This window comes from Psychrobacter lutiphocae DSM 21542 (genome assembly GCF_000382145.1).
GTDB lineage: Bacteria > Pseudomonadota > Gammaproteobacteria > Pseudomonadales > Moraxellaceae > Psychrobacter > Psychrobacter lutiphocae.
This window is the reverse complement of sequence record NZ_KB907626.1, coordinates 30,040-50,598: the sequence shown is the minus strand read 5'-3', so window position 1 is coordinate 50,598 and position 20,559 is coordinate 30,040. Positions and strand designations below refer to the sequence as shown.

General features: G+C 43.2%; 19 protein-coding genes and 2 tRNA genes. 9 read left to right on the top strand and 12 right to left on the bottom strand.

Going from position 1 to position 20,559, the window contains the following annotated elements; translation table 11 throughout:
• Nucleotides 1-69: 69 nt before the first annotated feature.
• Both phoB and dtd read right to left on the bottom strand, forming a co-directional pair.
• Nucleotides 70-765, bottom strand: coding sequence for a phosphate regulon transcriptional regulator PhoB (gene phoB / locus H140_RS0103015; RefSeq protein ID WP_019672177.1), 696 nt, complete (start codon nt 763-765; stop codon nt 70-72).
• A 166-nt stretch (nt 766-931) separates the two neighbouring features.
• Nucleotides 932-1,369 carry a D-aminoacyl-tRNA deacylase gene (dtd, locus tag H140_RS0103010; RefSeq protein WP_019672176.1) on the bottom strand — a complete coding sequence of 146 codons (438 nt, stop codon included), beginning with the start codon at nt 1,367-1,369 and terminating at the stop codon, nt 932-934.
• A gap of 145 nt (nt 1,370-1,514) precedes the next feature.
• Between dtd and asd the strand changes: the two genes are divergently transcribed.
• Both asd and H140_RS0103000 read left to right on the top strand, forming a co-directional pair.
• Nucleotides 1,515-2,411, top strand: a complete 897-nt coding sequence (gene asd / locus H140_RS0103005; RefSeq protein ID WP_019672175.1) for an archaetidylserine decarboxylase — start codon at nt 1,515-1,517, stop codon at nt 2,409-2,411.
• Nucleotides 2,412-2,511: 100 nt separating this feature from the next.
• Entirely contained in the window at nt 2,512-3,126 is a 615-nt protein-coding gene (locus H140_RS0103000) for a L,D-transpeptidase family protein (RefSeq protein WP_019672174.1), read from the top strand.
• 91 nt (nt 3,127-3,217) lie between these two features.
• Here H140_RS0103000 and H140_RS0102995 read toward each other — a convergent pair whose 3' ends face one another.
• The 3 genes from H140_RS0102995 to H140_RS0102985 form a co-directional block, all read right to left on the bottom strand.
• A complete protein-coding gene (locus tag H140_RS0102995; RefSeq protein WP_019672173.1) occupies nt 3,218-3,829 on the bottom strand; it encodes an HD domain-containing protein in 612 nt (203 codons plus the stop codon).
• A 294-nt stretch (nt 3,830-4,123) separates the two neighbouring features.
• Nucleotides 4,124-4,199 (bottom strand) — tRNA-Gly (locus H140_RS0102990).
• A 68-nt stretch (nt 4,200-4,267) separates the two neighbouring features.
• Nucleotides 4,268-4,343, bottom strand: a tRNA-Gly gene (locus tag H140_RS0102985).
• A gap of 754 nt (nt 4,344-5,097) precedes the next feature.
• On the opposite strand from H140_RS0102985, the gene H140_RS0102980 reads away from it, so the two are divergent.
• The 6 genes from H140_RS0102980 (at nt 5,098) to H140_RS13750 (ending at nt 10,023) form a co-directional block, all read left to right on the top strand.
• Nucleotides 5,098-5,910 carry a M48 family metallopeptidase gene (locus H140_RS0102980; protein ID WP_019672172.1) on the top strand — a complete coding sequence of 271 codons (813 nt, stop codon included), beginning with the start codon at nt 5,098-5,100 and terminating at the stop codon, nt 5,908-5,910.
• Nucleotides 5,911-6,409: 499 nt separating this feature from the next.
• Nucleotides 6,410-6,745 (top strand): BolA family protein, encoded by a 336-nt coding sequence (locus H140_RS0102975; RefSeq protein WP_019672171.1) that lies wholly within the window; start codon nt 6,410-6,412, stop codon nt 6,743-6,745.
• Nucleotides 6,746-6,854: 109 nt separating this feature from the next.
• The gene (locus H140_RS0102970) at nt 6,855-7,214 is read left to right on the top strand and encodes a SirB2 family protein (RefSeq protein WP_019672170.1); all 360 of its coding nucleotides are present in this window, start codon (nt 6,855-6,857) and stop codon (nt 7,212-7,214) included.
• 110 nt (nt 7,215-7,324) lie between these two features.
• The gene (locus H140_RS0102965; protein ID WP_019672169.1) at nt 7,325-7,747 is read left to right on the top strand and encodes a hypothetical protein; all 423 of its coding nucleotides are present in this window, start codon (nt 7,325-7,327) and stop codon (nt 7,745-7,747) included.
• A 179-nt stretch (nt 7,748-7,926) separates the two neighbouring features.
• A complete protein-coding gene (gene fabF / locus H140_RS0102960) occupies nt 7,927-9,267 on the top strand; it encodes a beta-ketoacyl-ACP synthase II (protein WP_019672168.1) in 1,341 nt (446 codons plus the stop codon).
• A gap of 120 nt (nt 9,268-9,387) precedes the next feature.
• Nucleotides 9,388-10,023 (top strand): hypothetical protein, encoded by a 636-nt coding sequence (locus H140_RS13750; RefSeq protein WP_019672167.1) that lies wholly within the window; start codon nt 9,388-9,390, stop codon nt 10,021-10,023.
• A gap of 34 nt (nt 10,024-10,057) precedes the next feature.
• On the opposite strand, the gene uvrC is transcribed toward H140_RS13750, so the two are convergent.
• The 6 genes from uvrC to rpsP form a co-directional block, all read right to left on the bottom strand.
• Nucleotides 10,058-11,887, bottom strand: coding sequence for an excinuclease ABC subunit UvrC (gene uvrC / locus H140_RS0102950; RefSeq protein ID WP_019672166.1), 1,830 nt, complete (start codon nt 11,885-11,887; stop codon nt 10,058-10,060).
• Nucleotides 11,888-12,346: 459 nt separating this feature from the next.
• Nucleotides 12,347-13,849 carry a DUF3360 family protein gene (locus H140_RS0102945; protein WP_019672165.1) on the bottom strand — a complete coding sequence of 501 codons (1,503 nt, stop codon included), beginning with the start codon at nt 13,847-13,849 and terminating at the stop codon, nt 12,347-12,349.
• Between the two features lie 250 nt (nt 13,850-14,099).
• Nucleotides 14,100-14,471 (bottom strand): 50S ribosomal protein L19, encoded by a 372-nt coding sequence (rplS, locus tag H140_RS0102940; RefSeq protein ID WP_019672164.1) that lies wholly within the window; start codon nt 14,469-14,471, stop codon nt 14,100-14,102.
• A gap of 187 nt (nt 14,472-14,658) precedes the next feature.
• Nucleotides 14,659-15,414: a tRNA (guanosine(37)-N1)-methyltransferase TrmD gene (gene trmD, locus H140_RS0102935; protein ID WP_019672163.1), complete on the bottom strand. Its 756-nt coding sequence runs from the start codon at nt 15,412-15,414 to the stop codon at nt 14,659-14,661.
• 108 nt (nt 15,415-15,522) lie between these two features.
• Nucleotides 15,523-16,053, bottom strand: coding sequence for a ribosome maturation factor RimM (gene rimM / locus H140_RS0102930; RefSeq protein ID WP_019672162.1), 531 nt, complete (start codon nt 16,051-16,053; stop codon nt 15,523-15,525).
• Nucleotides 16,054-16,209: 156 nt separating this feature from the next.
• Complete coding sequence (gene rpsP, locus H140_RS0102925; RefSeq protein WP_019672161.1) at nt 16,210-16,473, bottom strand: 30S ribosomal protein S16; 264 nt, start codon at nt 16,471-16,473, stop codon at nt 16,210-16,212.
• A 217-nt stretch (nt 16,474-16,690) separates the two neighbouring features.
• On the opposite strand from rpsP, the gene H140_RS0102920 reads away from it, so the two are divergent.
• On the top strand, nt 16,691-18,187 hold the full coding sequence (locus tag H140_RS0102920; protein WP_033426793.1) for an ATP-binding protein: 1,497 nt from the start codon (nt 16,691-16,693) through the stop codon (nt 18,185-18,187).
• A 553-nt stretch (nt 18,188-18,740) separates the two neighbouring features.
• On the opposite strand, the gene H140_RS0102915 is transcribed toward H140_RS0102920, so the two are convergent.
• On the bottom strand, nt 18,741-20,432 hold the full coding sequence (locus tag H140_RS0102915; protein WP_019672159.1) for an ATP-binding protein: 1,692 nt from the start codon (nt 20,430-20,432) through the stop codon (nt 18,741-18,743).
• Nucleotides 20,433-20,559 lie beyond the last annotated feature (127 nt).

The following is a 20,559-nucleotide window of genomic DNA, read 5'->3' as shown; positions in this document are numbered from 1 at the left end:
CTTAATATCAGCTTTATTGCTATTTGAATACTGCTGTTCACATATCACTTACCCTCTATCTTACACCTACTATACATTGGTTGAAAAGCGATAACCTGTACCTCGAACCGTCTGAATAAAGCCTGCATAGCTATACGGCTCTAGCACTTTGCGTAAACGGCGAATATGCACATCAATAGTACGATCTTCCACATATACATTACCACCCCACACCTGATCTAACAGCTGAGTGCGGGTATAAGCACGCTCAGGATGACTCATAAAAAAGGCCAATAGACGATACTCAGTCGGCCCAATCTCAACCGCAATCCCATCGGCAGACACCCTCTGACTTACTGGATCTAAGCTCAGTCCCTCTGCCTGCAACGGTTTTTCTCCAGATAATGCATTGCTACGGCGTAACACCGCCTTAATACGAGACACCAGCTCACGTGTCGAAAAGGGCTTAGTGATATAATCATCCGCCCCCGCATCCAGCCCCTGTACTTTATTATCTTCTTCCCCACGTGCAGTGAGCATAATAATCGGGATCTCTGACAACAGCTCATCTTTTTTCAAACGCCGACAAAGATCAATCCCCGACAAACTCCCCGTCAACATCCAATCCAACAAAATCAATGCTGGTCGATGATCCACCACCAGACCGTGTGCTTCACTGACCTCCTCCGCCTGCAAGCACTCATAGCCCGCCATCTCCAAAGTCGTGACTATCATCTCACGTATAGCCGGCTCATCCTCCACCACCAAGATTGTATCCGTATTCATCTCATCACTGCCTTATATTAACCACTTTATAGAAATATGACCGTTCTATTACACCCGATAATTATGACAATTCGATGACACCTATTTGACACCATGCCGATACTGGGCTGAATAGCCCTTATGGTATCCGTTATAGTCTAGCTTATCCCTTATACCGTATTGAAAATCAAACTTCCAATATAAAATTTAATGGCCCATCATTATCCGCTTGCACCAACATATTAGCACCAAACTCACCAGTAGCGACTTTGTCATGCTGACTTTGAGCATAAGCAACCAATTGCCCAAATAAGGCATTGGCGGCATCTGGCGGCATAGCGCCGCCAAAGTCTGGGCGCCGTCCTTTATCGGTTTTTGCCATTAAGGTGAACTGCGATACCAATAATAACCCGCCAGCAACTTGCTGAACGTTTTTATCCAATTTACCTGCGTCGTTATCAAAAATGCGATAGGTTAATATTTTGTCGATCATTCTTTGAGCGCTTTGTAAATCATCGTCATGACCAATACCGATATAAGCTAGGATGCCGTGCTCAATTTCACCCACGATGTTGGCATCGACACTGACGCTGGCACTGGTGACACGCTGAATTAAAGCTTTCATACTCTGTTGTGACTCCTGATTTTGTTAAACTCGGTTTGTGCTAAACTAAAGGTTAATTATAATTATTGATTCTAACGCCTGACACCACTCCCTTCTATTCATACACAATTAACCACAAATAGACAACCAACGACTGATAGCAACTATGAAAAATACGATTAAAGACGCTCTAAAAAAACAAGCCAGCCACCTGTTAACCCGTGACGGTCTGTTTACTACAGTACAGCATCTGGTGCCACAACAAAAGCTTAGCGAAACCGCAGGGCGCTTGGCAGGCAGCCAAAACCCAATTGTCAAAAAAGCCTTTGTCCATACTTTTGCTAAAGCCTATGGCATCACTTTAGATGAATATGCACGCAAAAATCTAGATGATTTTGCCAGCTTTAATGACTTTTTTACCCGTGAACTAGAGGACAACGCACGTCCGATTGATGACAGTGCAAACGGTATCGTCTCGCCAGCCGATGGCATGGTTTCACAAATTGGGCAGATTGAGCAAGGTCAATTACTACAGGCAAAAGGCCGTTATTATTCAGTCAGTCATTTGCTTGCTGATACCGAAAATAAAGAAAGCAGTTATTATAACGGCGGAAGCTTTGCCACTGTCTATCTTGCGCCCAGCAACTATCACAGAGTACACATGCCGTTTGATGGCAAACTGATCAAGACCCGTTATGTCCCAGGTACTTTGTTTTCAGTGAATAATGTCACCGCAGAAAATGTGCCAGACTTGTTCGCTCGCAATGAACGTTTGGTCTGTATATTTGAGACTGAGTTTGGCAAAGCTTCTGTGGTATTGGTCGGCGCCATGATTGTTGCTGGTATCGAAACTGTGGCGACTGGTAAAATTGAACGTACCGAGCAGATTGAGACCCTTGAGCACAATATTAGCTTAAAAAAAGGCGATGAGTTAGGACGCTTCTATCTGGGCTCCACCGCCATTGTGGTAATGCCAGAGTCTGCCAGTGTTGAATGGTCACAGGACATGCAGCATGGCTCTGTGGTGCGTATGGGCGAGCTGTTAGGCGTGGCAAACGCTTAATCTTAATGTAACACCCTTACATCTAAAATCCATACTTTCTACGTTATCCTTACATATCAAAGCGTTATCCTGTTTTATACTTTATAAGACAGGATAACTGATGATGCCGCAACAAAAGACCGGCTTATTAAAAACCGTATTTTTTATCATATTTGCGCTTGCTGTGATTGTCATCATCGCTAATCCTCCTAATGACCTCGATGAGATGCAACAGTATTACGACCAGCTTTATCAACAAACTAGATCAAACGACATCTACTTTCCGCCCTCCCCATACACTCTAGAGCAAGCCCATATAGATAAAGTCTATGTCGATAAGTCTTCACAAATACTGTATCTATTGCAAGATAGTAAAGCGGTCAAAAGCTATCACATTGCGCTTGGCGACGCACCAAAAGGCCGCAAACAGCAAGAAGGCGATGAGCGGACGCCAGAAGGTGAGTATATTTTAGATTATAAAAACGAGAACTCGATTGCCTATCGCTCTATCCATATTAGCTATCCCAATAATACCGATATTACCAACGCCGAAGCCCGTGGCGTCTCACCAGGTGGTGATATTATGATACACGGACAAATGAATGGCTACGGGCACTTGGCTGGTGTGATTCAAAAGCGCAACTGGACAGACGGCTGTATGGCGGTCACCAATGCAGAAATGGACGAAATCATGAGTGCAGTGAAGGTGGGCACACCCATCGAAATCGTTTGGTAAGCTTTCGATTTATATATAACCATGTTCGCTTTAATAGGAAAGTTCGTTTCGCCACTCTTTAACATTCATCTTTAGCACTTATCAATTAACCCTACTCATCAATTAACCAACCTTGCCGTGTCGCATAATCAATTTGTTTGGCCAGCCAGTCATGAATTGGTGGAAAGCTATCGGCAATAAAGGCGTGCATGCCTGCCACTTGCGAACGCTTGATGCCATGATCACGCCAAGTTTTGCCATCGGTATTTAGGTTTAACAAAAACGGCAACAAACGATCAACCACTTTTAACAACTGCGTCTCTTTACTGTCACCAGTTTCTTGCTCATCCCACACCGCAAGCAAATCCTTGATGCCATTGCCTGGCTCTGCTTGCAAACGGGCAATACCTTCACGCTCCCCAAGATGGGCGTCACTGCGACTGCTGGCATATAAAAAGGTGTCGCCGGCATCGATTTCACCCAAATCATGCACCAAGGCAAGCTTAAGCAGCTTTTCATGATTGATATCTAGCTCAAATAGCTCAGCAATCGACCAACACGCCATTGCCAAATGCCAAGAATGCTCAGCGGAGTTCTCAAGCCTTGTGGTCTGGGTGACATAACTGCGGCGATTGACACGCTTTAAGGCATCCAGCTCTAATAGAAAATGGGTGACCTCGTCAATGCTGATGTTGCTAATATTTTTGTTTTCAGTTATTGGCATCGAGCTATCCACTTCCTTTCAGTTGAAAATTCACTTTTGATGAGAATCCGCCGTAAAATCTTTGATTCCAACCTATAAAATAGGAAGGCTGGGGTCAAAATTAAATTAGCGAATTTTGGCAGGGGCACATTTTGGGCACCAAATGGGCACCGTCAAAAACCTTATAATTTGATTTATAAATATAGCGAATACATAAACTTTATAAGTTTAATGAAATATCAAGCCAAACCCTTAATTTTACACACAAAAAAAGCCTCACTACTCTTAATTAGAGTGTGAGGCTTATTTAGAATATGGAGCGGGAAACGAGATTCGAACTCGCGACCCCGACCTTGGCAAGGTCGTGCTCTACCAGCTGAGCTATTCCCGCATTGGTATAGATTGTGCTATCTGTTTTTGACATTATAGTTGAAAATAAACAACTGTCAATAGAAAGTTTGGAGCGGGAAACGAGATTCGAACTCGCGACCCCGACCTTGGCAAGGTCGTGCTCTACCAGCTGAGCTATTCCCGCTTAATCTAATGTTAGATTATTAATCAAGAGGCTTTTTAAATTACAAAAACCACAATGTGTCTTGATAGGTGGGCTATTATAGATTATATTTTTATTCTGTCAACCCCTTTTTTTAATCCATGCGCTTTTTTCAATATTTTCACTAGCAACACCCATCCAACTATATGTTTTAATTATAGTTTTTTATTTTTAATTACAGTTATCATAATAGTGCAAACTGTCTGCTTGGTATGACAGGCACATTAAGGATAACTAATAGCAACAAAGTCATTCCCTATTTACAATAAACAGGCTGTTTTCTTCATTAGAATTCGCTAAAATTCGTTTTAATTAGAAATATTGACACTAGGTCGTATAGTCGCAGTCAGATATTTGAGGTACAAGGCAACCGAGCGTAAGTACTACAAATGTAGGCTTAGCGTGGTTAACGCCGTACCTCTGTTATATGACTATATCTTCATGTTGAGGATAATGATAAAAAGATAAACAAAAGACCAATCACAGTCAGACATCACAGTTAAGCGAGAAAAGTAACGCAGATAACGTCATCGTATTAACGTGATCATATTAGGCCGTTATTTAACACCAAATCTCAAGATTTAGCTTTTTACTCATGTATTTTTATCCATGTAGTTCCATGTATAAGGGATGTACACATGTGAAAGCAATGGCACGAATGTAAGACACGCCCTAGATATTAACAACTTCATTTCAAATTAAAGAAAAAGGATGCAAGCCACTAACGAGGACAGTTATGAAAAGATTTTTAATTCGTAGTACCTTAGCCGCTTCAATGTCGGTTATGGCATTAACAGGATGTAGCTCGACTACCAACTCAGGTGTGCTTGGTAGTGAAAGACAGCAATTACTGCTGGTGTCTAATGAGCAAATCATGCAGGCATCTGCTCAAGGCTATAACCAACTGCTACAAGAAGCCAGAGCCAAAGGTCAGCTCGATACCAACCCTGCGATGACAGCCCGTCTCAATCGCATTTCACGCAATTTGATCCAACAAGTTGGCTTGTATCGTGCCGATGCGCTTAATTGGAAATGGGAAGTTCATACCATTAAATCTAATGAGATGAACGCCTTTGTTCTGCCAGGTGGTAAGATTATGTTTTACACTGGTATTATAGATCGTTTACAGTTAACTGATGCTGAAATTGCGGCCATTATGGGTCACGAAATGGCACATGCGATTCGTGAGCACTCTCGTGAAAGAGCCTCAAGCCAACAGTTAACTCAGGTTGGTCTCGGTATTGCCGCCAGCGTGTTTGGTCTGTCACAAGGTCAGACACAAGCTGCTTCTATCCTAAGTGATCTAGGCATTAGCTTACCGCATAGCCGTACGCAAGAAGCTGAGGCAGATAAGATAGGCTTGGTATTGATGGCTAAGGCTGGCTATGATCCGAATGCAGCGGTTAGCTTATGGGAAAAAATGAGTCGGGCCAGTCAGGGTGCGCCACCACAATTCTTGAGTACCCATCCATCCAGCTCAACTCGTATCAATACACTCAAGTCTTTGATTCCTAGTGTAATGCCTTATTATCAGAGTGCAAGAAGATAGCCAGCATTTAAAAATAAGCCTATCACGACAAGCAACCAGACAGTCAATAAAACAAACAACAGGACAAACAGCCAACGCCTTATCAGAGTGCAAGAAGATAGCCAGCATTTAAAAATAAGCCTATCACGACAAGCAACCAGACAGTCAATAAAACAAACAACAGGACAAACAGCCAACGCCAATGCGATTGGCTGTTTTTTTTTACGTGCCTGTCACGTTAACGTTAATACGAAAATACGAATAATTTTTTGGACGAATGCTTTTATTTTTGAATAAAATAGTTTACACTTGTTTACTGAAATGTATTGTTACATTCGGTGTGGAAGTGGGTATAGGTTGCCATTAGCGGTAGGCTTGCGTTACGTTCGGGTTACTTGCCTTGGATTCTGTTGCATTCAGATACTAGAGAAAAGCAGGTATTAGCTGTTATTATAGGCTTATGTTTATTGCTGTTTTAACAGATGATTAACTGTTTTTAGTGATTTTTGGGAGACTAATTTTGCAAGTACATAATGCAGTGATTGAGCGAATACAAGCGCTTATGCCTGAACATGTTGAACTGGTGAACGAATCGATGAACCATGCTGGCTATTTTGAAGGTAAAGAAAGTCACTTTAAGCTGACTGTGGTAAGCGAGCAGTTTGCTGGTAAACGTGCGGTCGCAAGACATCAATTAATTTATAAGTTGGTTGATGAATTGATGACTTCGCAAGGTGGTACGATTCATGCGCTGGCAATTCATGCTTATACACCAGATGAGTGGCAACAGTTGACTCAGGATAAAGGGACTGTGCCTGCTAGCCCACTATGTGCTGGGCAAAATAAGTCCGAATAAGACAAGCGCTTAGTCTCATAATTCGATACAATCTTGCTCCTTGTGTTTATCCTCCCGTATAGCAGTGCAAATGGATATACCAAGCCAGCCAACTTGATGTGGATAACTTATGAAACACTTTCACCTACTTATGGTGTTCATTACTCTATCGCTATTCGTGTGGCAAGCCTCTTTGGCATTGTCACAGTCGCCTGGATTCAGCAAGCAGACCAAAATAGCCACCCATGTTATATATACTTTATTGGTCATTTCTGGCGTCATGATGGTGTTACCTTTATTATCAACCAATGCGCCACTGCAATGGGTGATGGCCAAAATTATATTACTCCTAGTCGCAATAAGTGCTAGTATGAAAGCCTTTAAGGCTTCGGTAGAGCCAGCACAAGTAAAGGCAGGTGTGTTTGTTGCAAGTATCGCTTATATTGGCATTATTGGGTTGGCTGTGATTAAACCAGCGAACTTTATCTAGAATCTAGTCGTTTTTAATGTCTAGCAAATAATGTCTAGCAAATAGTGTCTAGCAAAATTAATAAGCCCACACTCTACTACCCCATTGAACAAACAATACGAGAACCTCTTATGTCAAAATTAACTTTAAAATCAGTATCGTTAACCAGTATGGCTGTCGGTGGTCTACTTCTAATGAGCGGCTGTGCCAGCACTGGCAATGTCACACCTCAATATATTCCACCTAGCAATTATCAAAGCTATGACTGCTCTGCCCTGTCACAAGAGTTCAACCGCTTAAACTCATATATCAACAATGAGCAAAGCGCTGGCTCATCATCAGGCATCACCACCACAGGGGTTGGTGTGGGTATCTCAGCAGGACGCTGGGGTATTTCACCAAATATCAACGTAGGCTTAGGACGCAGTAACAGCAACAACGCTCGCAATGCAAAATTATCACGTCTATACGGTGAGCGTGATGCTGTTATTCAGTCAGCACATATGAAGCGCTGTGCATTTGCCAATAACCTAAAGGTTTATGGTCAAAAGTAACCAGCGCTCATTATTTTAATAATAATTTTTTTGGTAATACATTTAGAACATTACGTTAAGCAAAACCACCCGCAATGTCTAATAACTCTTAAAATAATAATAAGTATTCATTAGCATTGCCATAACAGTAACACTAGGATTAAATTAGCACTAAGACTAAGTTATAAGGCAGTAACACTATGAATCAGCCCATATCAAACTCGAAAAACAACACAGCATCGACCAAGCCTGCCCACTTTGAACGTGATGATCGCCAACGTGTGGTTATTACTGGTATGGGTGCAATCACACCTTTAGGGTTGGATGTCGAAACAACTTGGCAACGCTTAATAAAAGGTGAAAGTGGCATCAGACCCATCACCCACTTTGATGCGTCTGACTATCGTACTCGATTTTCAGGCAGTATCGAAGGCTTTGATGCCACACAGTATATGGCCGCTAAAGAAGCACGCCGCTATGACGCCTTTATCCATTATGGTATTGCTGCTTCTAGTATGGCGTTGAAGCAAGCTGGCTTTATTGATACAGTTTCTGTAGATCCTACGCCAGTGCAAAGTGTTGATCCCAATCGCTTTGGTGTCATTATCGGGTCAGGCATTGGTGGTATCCAGACCATCGAAGACAACCGTGATGTGTTAGCAAATAAAGGTCCGCGCCGAGTATCGCCATTTTGTTTACCAGGCTCCATCGTCAATATGGCCTCTGGTATGGTCGCCATCAAGCACACCCTTCGTGGTCCAAACTTAGCGACTGCCACTGCTTGTACCTCTGCCGCTCACGCCATTGGTCTGGCAGCACGCCTAATCGCTTATGGTGACTGTGATGTGATGTTGGCTGGCGGTAGTGAAAAAGGCTCTAGCCAGCTGGGTATGGCTGGCTTTGCTTCTATGGGCGCCTTATCTACCCGCAATGAAGACCCAACCCGTGCGAGTCGTCCTTTTGATAAAGACAGAGATGGCTTCGTCCTAGGTGATGGTGCTGGTATCTTGGTACTAGAGAGCTTAGCACATGCCAAAGCTCGGGGGGCAACCATCTTAGCTGAGCTAGTTGGCTTTGGTATGAGTGATGATGCACATCATATCACTGCCCCACCAACTGATGGTGATGGTGCAGCACGTGCGATGCAAACAGCCATTGCCGATGCAGGTATTAATACCTGTCAGATCAGTTATGTGAATGCACATGGCACCAGTACCCCTGTCGGTGATATTGCAGAGTCAAAAGCGATAGAAGGATTATTTAGTAACTGTCCACAAATGCCTTTAGTCAGCTCGACAAAATCAATGACTGGTCACTTGCTAGGTGCTGCTGGTGCGGTAGAAGCCATCTTTACTGTAAAAGCGCTACAAGAACAAGTGATACCGCCAACTATTAATCTGGATAATGTCGATGAAGAATGCCGTTTAGACTATGTACCCCATACCGCACGCTCTGTCACTGACCTAAACTATGCCTTATCCAATAGCTTTGGTTTTGGCGGTACTAATGGCTCCTTGTTATTTGCACGTTGGCAACATTGACTAGTTGTATAATGTATCAGTCAGCACTGTTTTTAGGCACAGGTTAGAAAAACATTTAGGGTCTATTGAACAGATTCTAATTCCCAATTCATAATACTCAAAATACGGAGATACTCCTAGATGACTCAAGTTGCTTTCTCGCATCAGTTTTCACAGCGCTGGATTGATACGCCTGCAGAAATAAAAAATGCATTATTACAAAGGCTAGATGACATCGTCCGCCTGTTAGATGAAGACACTGATTTAGATAGCTTTGAGTTTAGTATTGCAGATTTAGATGGGTATCTAGATGATCTATATGCACAAATGGCCACTGAAATAGCAGAAAAACAAGCTGAGGCACAAGCTGAAGCAGAGCGTGCAGCAGCTGAACAAGCAGCGGCAGAAGAGCAAGCGCAAGCTGAGCAACAAGCTGAACAAGTAGAAGCGTTCGACGTCGATATTGATGAGGCGGAAGAAGTAACAGAGCAAGCGTCTGTACAAACTACTGAGACTGAATCAGCAAGCAGTGACAGTCAACATTCAGACGAGCATTCAGAAGCAGCAAGCCCTGCCCAACAGCCAGTTGCTGCATCCGTACCACCTGCTTTTAACTTTGAGCGCACTGAAGGCGAGCTAGATGCTGAGTTTATCAAAGATTTAGAGTGCAGTATTGATGACTATCTAAGTGATCAATTAAGCAGCATGTCAGAAGATCTAAAGTCTTGGCTGCGTGAAGCCATTGAAAACCGTCTTAAAAAACAGTCTAAAAAATAAACCAAAACCACAAAGCAAAAGTCAAAATAAGGTGCTATTCATGTAGCACCTTATAGATAGTACTGGCCAATACCTTGCCAATACCTTTTACCCCCTCTAGTTCTTGCTGTGATGCACCAAGTAACTGCTGTAAACCACCGAAATGATTCAGCAAGTCACGGCGACGCTTCTCGCCCAAACCTGGTATTGCCTCAAGCACAGAAGACGAGCGCCGTCTGTCCCGCTTTTTGCGATGGGCAGTGATTGCAAATCGATGCGCCTCATCTCGAATATTCATAATTAAATGCAGCGCTTTAGAATCCATAGGCAAGTCTAATGGCTCATGCTCAATAAAGTGTAGCACTTCAAGCCCAGCTTTTCGACCTTCACCTTTAGCAACACCAATCAGCAAGGTTTCATTTAAAATACCCAGCTCAGTAAGCACCTCTTTTGCCATATTCAACTGACCCTTGCCGCCATCCACCAACAAAATATCGGGCAGTGGATGCTTTTTATAACGCCGTGTCAATGCTTGCGCCATGGCTGCATAGTCATCGCCATCTTGCACGCCATGAATGGCATATTGGCGATAATCACGCTTGCGTGCCCCGCCTTGGTCGAACACCACACAGCTAGCAATCGTTGCCTCACCCATAGTATGTGAGATATCAAAGCACTCAATAGTATTAATATTGCTTTGGCTAACTGGCTCAAGCACTTCTTTTAACGCTATAAATCTGGCATGCAGCTCAAGATAATCACCCAGCTTGGTTTTAAGCGCATTATTGGCATTTAACTTTGCCAATTCTAACCATTCTGCACGGTGCTCACGCACCACCGTTTTAATCACCGTTTTACTATCGAAATGGGTGATTAGTGCTTGCTGTACTGCATCTTGATCTGGTAATTCGTGGCTAATAATAATCTCTGGTGGTAAATCATCGGTTACCTGAAAGTAAAATGAGCTGATAAAGGCAGATAAGTTGTCTGCCAATGGCTCACTGCTGTCCACATCTGGGAAGTAGTTTTTGCCACCCAATACCCGTCCGCCACGCACAGTCAGCACGTTGACACAGGTAATACCCGCCTGACTGGCAATGGAAATGATATCAGCCTCACCAGCCACCGTATATACCGCCTGCCTTGACTGCACTTCACGCAGCATTGACAATTGATCTCGATAAAGCGCAGCTTTTTCAAACGCCATATCTTCTGCCGCCGCTTCCATTTTCTCAATCAATACCTTGTGAATATCACTCGAATCCCCTTTTAAAAAGCGAATGGTATTACTCACGTCTTCGGCATATTCTTCAGGCGTGACCAAGCCCACACAGGGCGCACGGCAACGCTTGATTTGATATTCCAAGCAAGGACGCTTGCGCTGACGAAAAAAGGTGTTGGTGCATTGCCGCATTTGAAACATTTTTTGCATCAAAGTGAGAGTTTCTTTGGCTGCCGTTGCCGATGGAAAAGGACCAAAAAACTTACCCTTTTGATGCTTGGCTTTACCACGCCCATAAGCCAAGCGAGGATATGGCTTATCAGCTGAGATAAACACATATAAATAAGATTTATCATCCCGCAATAAGACATTATAAGGTGGGCGATGCTCTTTAATCAGGTTTTGCTCAAGCAATAAAGCTTCGGTTTCACTGCGAGTAATAATGGTATCAATATTATGTATTCTTGATACCAGTGCCCGTGTTTTAGGATGATCAATGGTCTTCGCAAAATAACTGTTCACCCGATTTTTTAGTGACTTAGCTTTACCAACATATAGAATGTCACCATTTTTACCCAACATTTTATAAACCCCTGGAAAATTGGGCAGGCGCTTAATCAAATGCTTGAGACGGGCTTGTTTGTCATCAGTTGCTGATGCCATTTTATTCACCATTGCTTCCAATACCAACCTGATAAAATAATTAAACAGATAGTATATTTATGGGGGGCTAAGCTACTTATTACAAGCACAGCTTCTAAACCTAACCCAGCGAGCTGCACACATCATCTAATTATTATCGCAACCTAGCTGTCAGCATAACTCAGTTTTTAGAATAACTCAGTTTTAGAATAACTCAGTTTTTAAAATAGCCCTGTTGTCAGAAAAGAAAGTTATACCTTTTCTAAAAAATAACCTATCTTTGTCAAACTCGCTAAACCTACTACTTGTAGCGTTTGCACTCGTTTTCCTCGATAGCTTAATTTTTAGATTTGGTATTACAAGCGCAAAAAAGCTGGCACAGAGGCCAGCTTAGTTTATCGTTTGGTACTGAAAACACTCATTGTTGTCATAAAGCGTTTAACTCAACCATCCAATTAAATTAATATGACAACATTAACCTTAATGTCTAAAACTAGACATCAGCGCAGGAATACCTGGCAACATACCAACCATCGCCATTACTGCCGTTAACAATACAAACATAAAGGCTGGGATAATCCAGCGGCTCATACGGCTTAAGCCAGCACTGCGCTCTTTAGAACCAATTAGGCCCATGTTATCCAGTAGTACGGTCAATGACCAACCAAAGGCTGGATTAACCAATGCCGAGGCGAATACAACAATCGCTGCCGATTGAGTAGTTTTACCTTCACGTGTCATCTCCATACCTGCCTCAAGTAATGGAATAAACACGCCAACTACAAGCGCCACACACATTACAGGCTCCCAAATAGCCAAATCCATTGGATAGCCCCACAGCGCAGCAATAATACAAAGCAATGCGGTTAAAATAGCCCCTGCTGGGATAGGACGCTTAGCAATGGCAGCAGGAACAATATAGGTACCCCAAGATGAGGTAAAGTTGGCGCCACCCAATACTGAGCCAGCAATCTGACGAATAGACGCACTGGCCATAGTGTCATCAATGTTCATGATGACTTTTTCGGTACGCTTAGGATAGCTGATCTTTTGGAAAACCTGGTGACCTAAGAAATCAGGTGACCACATGGCAACGGCCAATACCGCAAACGGCAATACTACCATAAAGCTTTCTAAATTTGGCAGGCCCAATTTCCAGCCTGTCGTTTCACCCCACCAATACATAGGGCTTAACTCTGGAATACCAGGACCTGTCTCAAAGTGGAATGGTGCCCCCAACAAATAGGCAGTTACACCACCTAAAAAACAGCTTAATGGCACTGCCAACCAACGTTTATTATAATTTTCTAATATGGCATACAACACAATGGTGCCCAAGATTACAATGAAGGCAATGTGTGGCATATTAATAGTTTCTGCCCAAGCCAATAATTTATTAACCTGCGAGGTGGTGCCAATAAAGCCGAGATACAGCAGCAAGCCACCACACACCCCTTTACTGGTCAGGTTTGCCAGCAAACTGCCCCCTTTACTAATCGCTAACAGCAGTCCAAACAAACCAATTAACAGACCAAAGGCCATTGGATGCCCACCAGCCAACACCACAATCGGAATCAGCGGAATCAATGGACCATGGGTACCAGCCAAGTTGGCCGTCGGTAGGATAAAACCTGAAAACAAAATAACGAAGAACGAAACGATTAATAATTCATAACGTACGTTTTCTAAAATAAAGTGATCACCAAGACCTAGTGCACCTGCAAAGGTAGCGGCAATAGCGCCCACCATCACAACTTTACCAATGGTCGCCGCTAACGCAGGAATGGTGTCTTCATATTCAAAACGGTAATCGCGGAAAGGTAGGTTGGGTCGCCAGCGCTTAGGCTGCATAATCTGTAGCTCATGATCTAAATATTCATCACGGCTAGCAAAGCTAGAACTTGGCTTATGAAGCTCTTGATAGGTACCTGAAATAACAGGTGCACCCTCGTGGATAGAGGTCTGTTCTGAGTCCTTACTCATAGTTTCTCCTTGTACACTAATTTCATCCCTGCTCGGAATTGTAATTCGTATCAATTCAGTACACTTGTGCCCTTATTGTATGCCAACATGACAAAAAATACGAGAAAAATTTTGCCTAACCTGATGATTTAATGGTAAAAAAAACAAGCTTATACAAAAAAACCCTTATGCCATAAGGGATAAGGGTTTTTTGTGGAAACCTATTTAATTTATATTTAATTAACATATCAAAATATTAATAATATATTTATTAAGCTTCTTCACGACGTACAGCAAGCTTCTCACGAATACGTGCAGATTTACCTGAACGCTCACGTAAGTAGTAAAGTTTCGCACGACGTACAGCACCACGACGTTTCACTTCAATGCTGTGAATGATTGGTGAATGTAGCTGGAATGCACGCTCAACACCGATACCGCTTGAGATTTTACGAACAGTGAAAGCTGAGTTCAGACCACGGTTACGCTTAGCGATAACCACACCTTCAAAGGCCTGAAGACGCTCACGCTCACCTTCACGAACTTTTACTTGAACCACTACTGTATCACCAGTAGAGAACTTTGGACGCTCTAATAGTTGAGAATTTTCAACTGCTTGTACTAGTGGATGTACATTACTCATGAGATTGCTCCTCACATGGGATGGCATAGGCTAAGGCGCGTACCACCCGTTTATAATAATTACCTCTTTTGCTCCGCCAGAGTCAAAAGATGGAAACAGGAATAAGAAATAGCATATAAGTGATGGTTAAAATAAAGACTATAAGCAAGAAAAGGTCTATCGGCCTTGTCTTTTTAAGTTATATCCTTTATTTTTTATTCACTTTTTTGAGCAAGCGGGCTTGCTCTGTATTTGGCTTAAAGTTTTGCCACAAGTCAGGTCGCCTTTGCTTGGTGCGATTGACTTGCTGTGTAAAGCGCCACATTGCGATATTGGCGTGATGACCAGATAACAACACTTCTGGCACCGTCAAACCTTCAAATTCATGAGGCTTGGTATAGTGTGGACAATCAAGTAATCCTTCAACAAAGGAGTCTTGCTCAGCAGACTTTGCATCACCCATCACATCGGGCAATCGTCGAATCACACTGTCCATTAGCACCATCGCAGGTAGCTCACCTCCCGTTAATACAAAATCTCCAATCGAGATTTCCATATCAACATAACGCTGCAAAAGTCGCTCATCTATGCCTTCATAACGACCACATAATAAAATCATAGCGTCATAATCATGCAGCGACATTACTGTCTTTTCATCTAACTTATCGCCTTGCGGGGACAGATAGATAACCGGACAATACTCAGCTTGCGTACGGCAGCCGTGTTGACTGGCTTGCGACTTAGCAAATTGAATGGCTTTCGCCAGTGGCTCTGCCATCATCACCATACCGGGACCACCGCCAAAGGGGCGCTCATCTATACGGCGATAATTATCGGTCGTAAAATCACGTGGATTTATACAGTCGATGACGACTTGCTTATTTTGTACCGCTCTCCCAGTAATGCCGTAGTCACGGATGGCACTAAACATTTCTGGTAATATGGTGATGACAGCAAAGTACATTAGGTCACCTCCATCTTATGAATGGGTCAAAATAATCAATAACAGCGATTTATTGTCAGACTTAGAACAGATAACTAACTAATAGCTTGAAGCAACTAGAAACTAGCACTAAAAATCTTTTTCCCAATCAACAATCATCTGTCCTGTCGGCAAATCGACTTCGCCAACCGTTTGCTTGTGCCAAGGAATGAGTCGTGCTTCATCATCAATACTGTCACTGGTCGGTACTACCTTCATAATAGGATGGGCACCGGTTTCGAACAGCTCTTTGATACGGCCAAGACATTCCTGTTGCTGGTTAATAACGGTTAGACCAACCAAATCAGACCAGTAATACTCGTCTTCTTCAGTCTCAGGTAAGCTGTCTTTGTCAATCCAAATGCTCACGCCATTCATGGTTTCAGCAACATTACGATCTGGAATCTGCTCAAACTGAGCCACAATTCCTGATCCTTGCTTCCTCCAGTTGACAACGGTTAAAGGCTTAAAGCCTGTTGCCGTTTTTATCCACCAAGGTGAGTAACTAAAAATAGCCTCTCGCTCCTCAGTTTCGCTAAATACCCATAACCAGCCTTTAATGCCGTATGGTTTCTTTAGCTGTCCTATTTGCATAAGACTGTCAGCGTTTGGGGTTGTCATAAGACCTTCTCAGCAACAATAATTATTATAAAATACAGGTGTTGTTCTAAAAACACACCCTCTTTCACAATAGTTAATTAAAAAAGAAATGCTCAAATCTACCTTGCAATCGGTTATGATCTACTGAACTCGCCAATTACAAAAATTAGATTTGAATTATGCAGTTTCTTCTTCAGTTGCAGGCTTGTAACCTTTTGCCAATGCTTTAACGCGATCTGAAGGTTGTGCACCTTTTGCGATCCAAGCATTGTAAGCTTCCATATCCAAGCGAAGCTCAACTTCTTGACCTTTCGCTAATGGGTTATAAAAACCTAGATTTTCGATGTAACGGCCATCGCGTGAACGACGCTGATCTGCTACAACAACTTGATAGAATGGGCGTTTTTTGGCACCGCCCCGTGCTAAACGAATAACAACCATTTGAGTTCTCTCTTCCGTAGGTATACCAAAAAGGGCATAATTATATCAGAATACTAATGACTTGGAAACCTTTAAGTTAACAAAACTGTTAATATCAGTTATATCCGCAGCCACCTATACGATTTATCATGTACATTATATTATATAATCAAACCATGCGTTAGCCATGAACATTTAATACATAATACAGATATACATCAATACAGCGACCTTGCCAATGACCAATACTTCGTTCCGCTCATTTTTATCTCGGCTCAGCCTAAGACCCAGATCCAACACGTGGCAAACCACCATAGCAGTGATGCTAATGGTGAGTATTAGCGTGGTTGTTTCTATCTGGTTCTTTTGGCGTAGCTTGTATCTACCTGAGTTAAAAAACCATGCTCGTTACTTAACCACTGAGTTAAAGCTAGTGACAGCAACTCGTGAGCATTGGGCAGACAACGAAGAAGTCAGCAATTGGATTCTCGCTAACAATCATATCGTGGTTGTCGACGATCCAAGCCAGTTTCCTGACGTTTCAGATAAAGCTGTGGTTGAATTCTTTACTGATGTTATTCAAAAAGAAATCAGCCAACAGCTTGGTCGCGAGAGTGTGGTTTACTTTAAATTCAAACCAACACCCCAGCTCTGGGTTCAGGATACAGCATCTCCAGAGTTTTGGATACGTGAACCTGTTATATTTTATGCACAATACAGTCCAAGTACCTTCGCTTTCTTCTTACTTGGCATTCCATTGTTCACTTTGATCACCATTTTACTGCTAGTTCGTCAGCTCAATCGCCCGTTACGTAAACTGCAACAGGCCGCCACTAACTATATGCGCTTAGGCACCGCCACCAGCTTGCCGACCAAAAAAGGAGCAACAGAGATTCGCCGCGTCAACATGGCATTTAACCGTCTATTTACCACGCTCAGTCAAGCACAAAAAGAGCGTACCATCATGCTAGCTGGTATCTCGCATGATCTGCGCACCCCTTTAACTCGAATGCGCCTGACCGCTGAAATGCTACCAGACGAGTTTTTCCGTGAAGGTCTCATCTATGATATTGAAGACATGGATGCTATTTTAGAACAATTCATCTCCTTTATGAAGGATGGTTCCGATGAAGCCGTTCGCCTCACCGACCTGGATAACATTTTCAATGAAGTGATGGTTCAGTTTGCACCTTTAGAGTTTATTTACCAGTCAGAAGGTCTACGCAAAGTTCCCGTACGCCCCTTATCTATTAAACGTCTCATTATTAATCTCATTGTCAACGCTCAGCGCTACGGCAAGCCTCCTATTTATCTTACCGCTACTATCAATCCAACCTTCAATGCTCATGACACTCTCGATCAAGACGAAGAAAGCACCGTTTCAACTCCTGGCATGGTGCGCAAAGCCAAAGAACAGCTCATCATCTGTGTCCGAGATTGTGGTCCTGGCGTGGCAGACGACCACCTAGAGCGCATTATGCAGCCTTTTGAGCGTGGTGAATCCGCTCGTACCACCCAAGGCAGCGGATTGGGTCTGGCTATCGTTCAGCGTATTGCAGCCCTGCACCACGGCACCGTCGAAGCCATCAATCATCCTGAAGGCGGACTGCAAGTATGTGTCCGTATTCCACTGCTGTCAGAAACATTGCCAGAAGCTGAAGACACCAACCAAACAGAAACTGCTTCAAGTGACAAATTAAACCTTAAAAAACAAAAACCAGATACAGACATTTAGCACCTAGAATAAGACAAGCAGCCACCCCTAGCCGAACCAAACCACACACCAAGCCAAACAGGAGCCCATCTCGCTTTACGCTCCTATCTTGGCTTGCACAGGGACAGGCACTAAGGCCAGAGGCGTTCCTGACTCAGCGATACCGCCTCTAGCCAAGCGCCTGTAACCCTGTGCCTCACCAAGGATATCCGCTACAATCGAGGCTAAACCGCCCCTTCAATTCACACTCACGTTGAAAATCCCCCTAATCTCCCTTTCAGAAAGGGCGACTTTGCATCGTGCAAAACTCTACGTCATTTATTGATTGCACGATTTGTAGGTTGGTGTCGAGGGACGATACCCAACATGTTATAAATAACAAATTTGAATATCGCTGGGTGTCGTTACCTCCATGCCAGCCTACATGCCTTACCATGCAAGGGTTTTCGTAATTCGATACTTGCACGATCCACAAAACCGCCACCAACAAAAAAGCCAGACACGCATTTTGCACATCTGGCTTTTATTAATAGCAATCTAGCTGAGCTTGGTCGCTTAACTCAAGACCCAAACACTAGCTGTCTTCAGCAATAATCTTACGCTCGCCCTTCTCTTGGGTCAGCTGATCAGCGGCAATAGTCTGAGTCAATGGACGCACCGGCCAACGCATAATAAAGCGAGCACCGCCTAAATCTGGGCTTTCATCGACTGACATTTTACCATTAAACCAGAACGCAATACGTGACACAATAGACAGACCCAAGCCATAACCACCTGATGCTCTGGTACGACTGTCATCAAGACGAGCAAAAGGTACAAATACCTTATCCCTATCTTCTTCAGGAATACCCTGACCATCATCCTCAACACAAACAAAGGCATCACCTTTATTCACACCTGCGCTGATGATGATTTTGGTTTCGGCATAGCGCAGTGCGTTACCGGCTAAGTTTTGTACGACTCGATGCAAGTAGCGTCTGTCAGCAACCGCTGTGACTTTGGCAGAAGGTGGATCGCCAATCACTTCAATCGGCTTGCCTAACGCATTGGTCTCACGCACGATTTGCTCGACCAATTCCCGTAAGTTGACTGGCTCAAGGTCTAGCTTAGGCGAGCCTTCTTCTAGCTTAGCATAGGTCAAAATCTCATCAATCAAGCTATTAAGTGACTCAATATCTTCATCAATATAATCACGTTGCATTTGCCGTGATTCAGGATCATCAGTATCAGCCAACATATCTACTGCAAAACGAATACGCGCCACTGGCGTTCTTAACTCATGGGATACCGCACGGGTCAGCTCACGTTGGGATTCAATTAAGCGCTTAATATGTTCGGTCATGGTGTTAAAGGTGGCCGCCAAACGGGCGATTTCATCTTGACCCACTACTTGCACCTGAGTCTCTAGATTACCCTCACCCACTTCATTAACACCAGACTGAATCAGCTGTAACTTGCGCTCTAACGGAAAAATCAAGGCATAAACACCCAAACTAATCAGGAACATACTGATCAGCACCACACTGATAATTAGATTGAACGGAAACCACTTAAACAAGCTGACAGGACCAATAACCACTACCATACCCTCTAATTCAGAAGGGGCGATAATCTTGATAGAGGAGTCATCTGTACGGGTACTATCACGGAACAACATCACCACTTCATCACGCTCTAACCGACGCATCTGATCGTCATCTAGCTCTAACGCTTCAATGGTTTCTATGCTCAATGGGAAAGCAAATTTTTCTGATATCTCAGCAAGGCGATGTTGTTTGGCTGCTAAGCCCTTGTAGTAAGATAAGTCATTGAGTAGCAATACAGCCATCGCCCGAACTTGCTGCTCGGTTACCTTACTTATACGCACTGTAATCACATTATCTTCACCCTCAATAGGATGGAAGATATCTGCATAAGCGGGCTGTGCTACATAGCGCACTACTGTTTTTTCTTCTTCTAAGCGCTTTAGCTCACTGGCCTTAAAATCAATATTCGATGCAGGCTCAATACTAAAGTTATTGCCAAACAGCTGACTAATATCATTTAACCAATACTCCCGCTGCACATCTGATGCCTGCTGCTGTAATCCTGAACCAATAAGATATAAAGCGCCAGTCGCAACGTTTTCTCGATATGATTGGATTCGCTCTTTGTTGATGGTATCAACTAACAACTGCGCAAACATGGCCACAAACAAACAGACCAATAACAGCCCAGCATAGATACGCAAGAATATACTATGTTTTAATGATGAGAAGATTGGCATATGGCATCTTATTACATACAATAGTGTTTTAAGTTATCATTTTAACTTAAAAAAGCCAGCTTGATAGCTGGCTTTTTTATTTTGTAACACAAACAGTCTAATTAAATACTCACATTCACGAATATAC

Excerpts from the sequence above, each read along its gene's own strand:
- dtd (WP_019672176.1), bottom strand. The coding sequence starts at position 1,369 with ATGAAAGCTTTAATTCAGCGTGTCACCAGTGCCAGCGTCAGTGTCGAT.
- H140_RS0102915 (WP_019672159.1), bottom strand. The coding sequence starts at position 20,432 with ATGCCAATCTTCTCATCATTAAAACATAGTATATTCTTGCGTATCTAT.
- H140_RS0102965 (WP_019672169.1), top strand. The coding sequence starts at position 7,325 with ATGTCAAAATTAACTTTAAAATCAGTATCGTTAACCAGTATGGCTGTC.
- H140_RS0102945 (WP_019672165.1), bottom strand. The coding sequence starts at position 13,849 with ATGAGTAAGGACTCAGAACAGACCTCTATCCACGAGGGTGCACCTGTT.
- asd (WP_019672175.1), top strand. The coding sequence starts at position 1,515 with ATGAAAAATACGATTAAAGACGCTCTAAAAAAACAAGCCAGCCACCTG.
- fabF (WP_019672168.1), top strand. The coding sequence starts at position 7,927 with ATGAATCAGCCCATATCAAACTCGAAAAACAACACAGCATCGACCAAG.
- H140_RS0102995 (WP_019672173.1), bottom strand. The coding sequence starts at position 3,829 with ATGCCAATAACTGAAAACAAAAATATTAGCAACATCAGCATTGACGAG.
- rplS (WP_019672164.1), bottom strand. The coding sequence starts at position 14,471 with ATGAGTAATGTACATCCACTAGTACAAGCAGTTGAAAATTCTCAACTA.
- rimM (WP_019672162.1), bottom strand. The coding sequence starts at position 16,053 with ATGACAACCCCAAACGCTGACAGTCTTATGCAAATAGGACAGCTAAAG.
- H140_RS0103000 (WP_019672174.1), top strand. The coding sequence starts at position 2,512 with ATGATGCCGCAACAAAAGACCGGCTTATTAAAAACCGTATTTTTTATC.
- H140_RS13750 (WP_019672167.1), top strand. The coding sequence starts at position 9,388 with ATGACTCAAGTTGCTTTCTCGCATCAGTTTTCACAGCGCTGGATTGAT.
- rpsP (WP_019672161.1), bottom strand. The coding sequence starts at position 16,473 with ATGGTTGTTATTCGTTTAGCACGGGGCGGTGCCAAAAAACGCCCATTC.
- trmD (WP_019672163.1), bottom strand. The coding sequence starts at position 15,414 with ATGTACTTTGCTGTCATCACCATATTACCAGAAATGTTTAGTGCCATC.
- H140_RS0102980 (WP_019672172.1), top strand. The coding sequence starts at position 5,098 with ATGAAAAGATTTTTAATTCGTAGTACCTTAGCCGCTTCAATGTCGGTT.
- H140_RS0102920 (WP_033426793.1), top strand. The coding sequence starts at position 16,691 with ATGACCAATACTTCGTTCCGCTCATTTTTATCTCGGCTCAGCCTAAGA.
- phoB (WP_019672177.1), bottom strand. The coding sequence starts at position 765 with ATGAATACGGATACAATCTTGGTGGTGGAGGATGAGCCGGCTATACGT.
- uvrC (WP_019672166.1), bottom strand. The coding sequence starts at position 11,887 with ATGGCATCAGCAACTGATGACAAACAAGCCCGTCTCAAGCATTTGATT.
- H140_RS0102970 (WP_019672170.1), top strand. The coding sequence starts at position 6,855 with ATGAAACACTTTCACCTACTTATGGTGTTCATTACTCTATCGCTATTC.